The sequence below is a fragment of the Exiguobacterium sp. s128 genome (assembly GCF_018618815.1).
Lineage (GTDB): Bacteria > Bacillota > Bacilli > Exiguobacteriales > Exiguobacteriaceae > Exiguobacterium_A > Exiguobacterium_A antarcticum.
In genome coordinates this window covers 1-421 of the sequence record NZ_JACSMT010000108.1, presented here as the reverse complement: position 1 = coordinate 421, position 421 = coordinate 1, and the positions used below count along the sequence as shown (strand labels likewise).

Below are 421 nucleotides of genomic sequence, written 5' to 3'. Positions count from 1 at the left end.
GCCTCTCTTGTGATTTGACGTTCGTATATGACTACGGTCTCGGACTCGTCCGTACTTCTACCGAAGTGTTCCGAAAAGGCATCACAGAACGGTGCCATGGCCGGACAATTTCAGATGTTGCGCATGAATATGAACTTCCTTATACGACTGTGGAACGGTGGTTTTATCAGTACGCTTCAGTGGATACAGTGGGACAGGCGACACACATCCTCGTCGATGAGTTCGCCACGAGAAAAGGACACCACTATGCGACGATCGTTCTTGATGCCAAGACTGGACGTCTTCTGTCTATCGTCCCGGGCCGGGACGTATCGGCGATTACGGCTGCGCTTCAAGGTGTACTGGGAGATGTTCGTTCTGTCGTCAGTGATTTTGCACCTGCGATGGCGAAGGCAACTACTCGTGTCTTCCCGAATGCAGC

1 protein-coding gene is annotated in these 421 nt (G+C 52.0%); it reads left to right on the top strand.

The annotated features are described in order from the left end of the window. Positions 1-421: transposase (locus KNQ13_RS15835; protein ID WP_214773289.1), on the top strand; the 421-nt coding region annotated here is incomplete at both ends.